We start from the raw sequence: 4,594 nt of genomic DNA on the forward strand, positions 1-4,594 counted from the left end.
CCGTGAAGATTAAGCTATGATTTCTAAGGTTTTTAATATTCAATTGATTGGAATTTTTTATTTTTTTTGCCCTATTTTTTCCCTGGGAAAGTTTGCACAAATAGGCAGTTTGTTTGATTTATATTCTTTTATTTACCCTATTTTGTCCCTGGTGTCAATATCCATACATGGTTTTTGATAAATGTGTTGCTAATTTGGTCATTTATAATTAATCTTATATTTATGTACTTTTAGGTTAAAGAAATGGAGATTATTTCTCGGATGACTCAACGTTTGGGATTCATCCCTAATGTAATATGTTTATGCTCTGTACTGGTAGGTTGTGTTCATACTCCAATATCTGAAGTTGCTCAAGAAAATAAAATTCCTGAAAATTCTGAAGAAGAACACTTAATAAAAGAATATCGGAATCCTTCAATGACATACGAACAGAAATCTGTTACGCTAATTCCATACAGTAGAGAAATATCTCATCCAGGATCTAAAATATCAAATAATCAATTAGAGATAGAAGCAGCTAATAGAAAAAGATTTAACGATGTTTTTAAATCAAGTGAAATTTCATTAACTTATACCTGCGTATATAATAGCCGTGGCTTACTTAGTTCTTCCTCTTTAAACTCCGTAGTTCCTAATACATTATACTCTTTGATAAATAGTGAATTTGAGAGAGCGACTTGGAGTAATTTCAGCTTACATCTTTGCAAGCATGAGAGATCAACAACTTTGAGGAGTGTAGACGTTTCTGTAAGTATTGTCACACAATAAATTTACATAGCTAATGTGCAGTTCAATTGTATAATCCAAAAACTTAAAATTACCATAGTGGGAGCATCTTGCTCCTTGAGATACAAGAATTAGATATACTACAGGTTACATATTTTAGGGTAATATAATGAAACCAAATCATAAATATTCAATACTGCCTTTTAATCAATGTGCGCTTTGTGGAATAAACAGTGACCTTAAACTGAGTCATATCATTCCAAGATATTTTGGAAAATCTATAAAAGGAGGATCTCAAACTATAGTTGATGCTCTCAATTCTGAAAAAACGCCTAAACCACAAGACATCACTAAAGTCTACTTATTATGTGGTGACTGTGAAGGAAAAATAAACAAATGGGAAACATTATTCCGAAATCGTATTATGCCGAAAAACAAATCACTTTTTGCTCCTGTGATTTATGGTGAATGGATGCTGAAATTTGCAGTATCAATTTCTTGGAGAGTATTAACTTATCTTAAATACTCTAGATTACATTTAACAGATAATATTAGTAACAAAAATTGTGAGAAATTTTTTCCAGCAATTAAATCAGATTCAAACGAAGATGCAGAAGCAGCACTAAATGTATGGAAAGATTTTTTGATGGGAGAAAGAAATGACGTTGGAATATTCAAACAACGCATTATCATATTAAATGGAGATAATTTTCCTTACGAAAATTCTAATGTAGTTGGATTTACTATCTTTCAGGAAGATGGACTGTTAACTACTCATGCTTTGATGAAGCATTTTATTATTCTTGGATTTATCAAAGAATCATCAAGTTTAAAGTGGGAAGGGACAGAAATTGATCCAGTTAGAGGAGAGCTTGGAAAACAACAGAAAGTACCAAAAGTGTACTTTAATTGGATTGCAGATATGTTTCAAGAGATAGAAACCTCTAGTCTTATAGAATGGCAAAATAGAAAAAAATAAAATCCATACAACCAGGGTTTTTAAAAGCAAAAACCAATTTTACAGATCAAGTTTTGCCAAGACATAAATATACAGTACATTTTAGTGAAGTAACGGTCATCGCATTTCCGTTGTTGATTTAGGGAAGGAGTGCGATCGCTTTCACCAAAAACAGTATAATACTTGTATTCTCAAGGAGAAAGATAATGGAAATTGAAGAACTTAAAGCAATAATCAAAGAAAGTATCCGCGAAGTTCTGCGAGAAGAAAGAATGTTACTCTGTCAAATTCTCATACCCTATGTAAGTGACGAAGAACAAGAAGAACTAGATGAAATGTTTGGTTCACCATCAAATTATGAAGATGAAGAATTAGTTGATATGACAGAGAGGATAAAAAAAGCTATTGCTATAATTATGTAAGATGGATAAATTATAATATTTTATGGATTACCAAAAAATTATCACCATTGAACCCGGTAAACGTAGCGGCAAACCTTGTATTCGAGGAATGCGAATAACTGTATATGATATTTTGGAATATCTTGCAGGTGGTATGACAGAATCCGAAATTCTCGAAGACTTTTCCGAACTTACTTCAGAAGATATTAAAGCCTGTCTTGCTTTTGCTGCTGACCGTGAGAATAATTTTTAATTTTCGATTGACTATCATCCATTTTTAATCATCCAAACCAACATACCTAAAATTTCCTCCACAGGTGGGAGAGAATAATCCATCAAATCAATAGTTACAGTATCACCTTCTAACTTTAAAAATCGCCATTGTGTACCACTACTAATCGAACCATATATAACTGAAAATTGACGATTTTTTGCAGCATTAAATCTTTGTGCGGCCACCATCTCTGCAATACATTGTCCAAAACCAGTTCTTAAGTCAGCCTTTTTTGCTTCTACAATGACAATTACAGGTGCTTCAATTTCTAACACTTCAGGAGAACTACTTAACAGAAAATCACACATTCCATTAAGTCCAACTGACTCATCAACTGTAAAATCTTCACCGGAAAATAAGCTAATTTGCCGATTTAAAATTTTTCTTATTTCTAATAAGACTGGGTAAATAATTCCTTCAGAACGGGCTTTTTCACTAGCAGAAGAAGAAATGGGTAAACTTTCTTCTAAAAATGCTTTCAAAGTAGCAGATACTTCAATTGTTTGGTTATCAGGAATAAATCTCCCACCTTCTTGAGTTTTCAAGCCGAAAGCTTCTTTAACCTTACCGATAGATGTAAACTGACTATAAGGCATAATTTATAGCATTCCATTTCTGAAATTTTCATATTAACTCCATTATACTGTAGGTTGGGTTGATGCAATAAAACCCAACAGCACTCATACAACTTAAAAGATTTAATTAATTATGCGTATTAAACCTGGATTTTCCATCTGTAATCGCAATCTTTCATTTTCTATTCTCAACCTTTCATTTTCATGTTCCAGCTTAATCACTATATCTTGTAAATCTTCCACCTTCGACTTTTTCTTAATCGCTTCTTCAATAGCCACCTTGCGATTTTCTAAACTAAACCATCTTTGATAAATCGAAGTGTGCATATTTACCGAATGACCCAAATTATCAGCAGCAGCTTTAATCGGAATTCCCATTAAATGCGCTCTAATTGCCCAAGCATGGCGTAAATCATAAGGTTGAAAAGGAATACCGACAAATCTAAACCATCTGTCTGTACCATGTCGAGCCGAATTAATCTGTTTACTGGTAATTTTTCCCTGAATTTTCGCTTTTAATAATTCAATAGCTTCCGTATCAGTTTTTAAATTAAATGTCTCTACCCAACGCGGATATAATGGTAAAGCTTCCCTCTCACCTGTTTTACATTCTTCATTTACTCGCCATGTATCAATGGTATTTTCTGAAGACAACCACCAATTTAAATCAGGATTAACAAAAATCTCCCTCGGTCTTATACCATAAGTAGCTAACATCCCATATACCCAACGCCACAGTTTCCAGTTATTTCTGTCTTCCCTAGTGAGCAATTTACTGGGACGGTGGAGTGAGTAAGCCTCAAATTTGAGATATTCCCGCTCTATGTCTGCGTCAGTGGGGATATCACGCTTACGTTGAGCAGCAGGTTTAATTTTTAAGTTACTTAGCTCTGGAACTTCCAAGCCAGAACATTTACATAATACTCGAATAACTTTAATTAACTCATTTTTGACACTATCTGAAGATGGACAACATTGCACAGATGCAATAAAGTTGGCATTTATCGCTGGTTTATCCTTTGGTAAGTGTTTTTGAGCAATATAAAAATAACTATTAAATGTGTTCTCACTTTTAAGATTACGTTTTCTAGTTTGGAAATAATTTCTCTCAAAATCTGCAATCAAATCACCAATTATTTTGGCGTTAACTTTATTGCGAGTTTTACCTAAATATTTCTCAGTCCATTGAAATTGTTTTCTCGCTAACAATTTTCCTAACTCATAAGCTTCTTCTTCCGCAGTATTTAAACCATCAAAATTAAACGGGATACCCAAAGACAGATCATATTGCTTTGTTCCTATACCGTTTTTATCAATATCTCCTGGTTTAATGGGTAGGGTGCTTCTCAGTTGCAGTGAATTACCAGATTTTCTCACAGAAACATTCACCCTAGCAGCTTTGATTCTAGCATTTACCGCCTTTAATTCCGTTTCCAGTTTTGCCGTCAGGTGATTTTCTTGATTTGTCACTGCTTGCATTCTGCCTATATATCCCCCATCGCTGCTGGCTGTTTGTTGAAAATCGGCAAATGCTTCCTGTGTTCTGTTCATACCCTAGATTTACCCTAATAAAAAAACTGTTCAGCCTTGACAATGCTTACCGCAAACATTGTTAAAAATAAGCAATTTTAGGCTGTTAGGATAATATCATCACTCTTTA

Annotated in this window: 6 protein-coding genes; 4 read left to right on the forward strand and 2 right to left on the reverse strand. The window is 33.6% G+C overall.

What is annotated here, in order from left to right; translation table 11 throughout:
- Positions 1-243: 243 nt before the first annotated feature.
- From VB654_RS09110 to VB654_RS09125, 4 genes are all read left to right on the forward strand, one after another.
- Positions 244-768, forward strand: coding sequence for a hypothetical protein (locus tag VB654_RS09110; protein WP_323213397.1), 525 nt, complete (start codon positions 244-246; stop codon positions 766-768).
- Positions 769-895: 127 nt separating this feature from the next.
- Positions 896-1,705 carry a hypothetical protein gene (locus VB654_RS09115; RefSeq protein ID WP_323213398.1) on the forward strand — a complete coding sequence of 270 codons (810 nt, stop codon included), beginning with the start codon at positions 896-898 and terminating at the stop codon, positions 1,703-1,705.
- A gap of 185 nt (positions 1,706-1,890) precedes the next feature.
- Positions 1,891-2,106, forward strand: a complete 216-nt coding sequence (locus tag VB654_RS09120) for a hypothetical protein (protein WP_323213399.1) — start codon at positions 1,891-1,893, stop codon at positions 2,104-2,106.
- A gap of 22 nt (positions 2,107-2,128) precedes the next feature.
- A complete protein-coding gene (locus VB654_RS09125) occupies positions 2,129-2,338 on the forward strand; it encodes a DUF433 domain-containing protein (RefSeq protein ID WP_323213400.1) in 210 nt (69 codons plus the stop codon).
- A gap of 14 nt (positions 2,339-2,352) precedes the next feature.
- Here the strand turns inward: VB654_RS09125 and VB654_RS09130 are convergent, their stop codons facing one another.
- Both VB654_RS09130 and VB654_RS09135 read right to left on the reverse strand, forming a co-directional pair.
- Complete coding sequence (locus VB654_RS09130) at positions 2,353-2,955, reverse strand: hypothetical protein (RefSeq protein WP_323213401.1); 603 nt, start codon at positions 2,953-2,955, stop codon at positions 2,353-2,355.
- 102 nt (positions 2,956-3,057) lie between these two features.
- Positions 3,058-4,485: an integrase gene (locus VB654_RS09135; protein ID WP_323213402.1), complete on the reverse strand. Its 1,428-nt coding sequence runs from the start codon at positions 4,483-4,485 to the stop codon at positions 3,058-3,060.
- Positions 4,486-4,594: the final 109 nt, after the last annotated feature.

The sequence above is a fragment of the Nodularia sp. UHCC 0506 genome, from assembly GCF_034931045.1.
GTDB lineage: Bacteria > Cyanobacteriota > Cyanobacteriia > Cyanobacteriales > Nostocaceae > Nodularia.

Bases quoted from the DNA above. Each gene is read 5' to 3' on its own strand.
- VB654_RS09110 (WP_323213397.1), top strand. From the start codon at position 244: ATGGAGATTATTTCTCGGATGACTCAACGTTTGGGATTCATCCCTAAT.
- VB654_RS09115 (WP_323213398.1), top strand. From the start codon at position 896: ATGAAACCAAATCATAAATATTCAATACTGCCTTTTAATCAATGTGCG.
- VB654_RS09120 (WP_323213399.1), top strand. From the start codon at position 1,891: ATGGAAATTGAAGAACTTAAAGCAATAATCAAAGAAAGTATCCGCGAA.
- VB654_RS09125 (WP_323213400.1), top strand. From the start codon at position 2,129: ATGGATTACCAAAAAATTATCACCATTGAACCCGGTAAACGTAGCGGC.
- VB654_RS09130 (WP_323213401.1), bottom strand. From the start codon at position 2,955: ATGCCTTATAGTCAGTTTACATCTATCGGTAAGGTTAAAGAAGCTTTC.
- VB654_RS09135 (WP_323213402.1), bottom strand. From the start codon at position 4,485: ATGAACAGAACACAGGAAGCATTTGCCGATTTTCAACAAACAGCCAGC.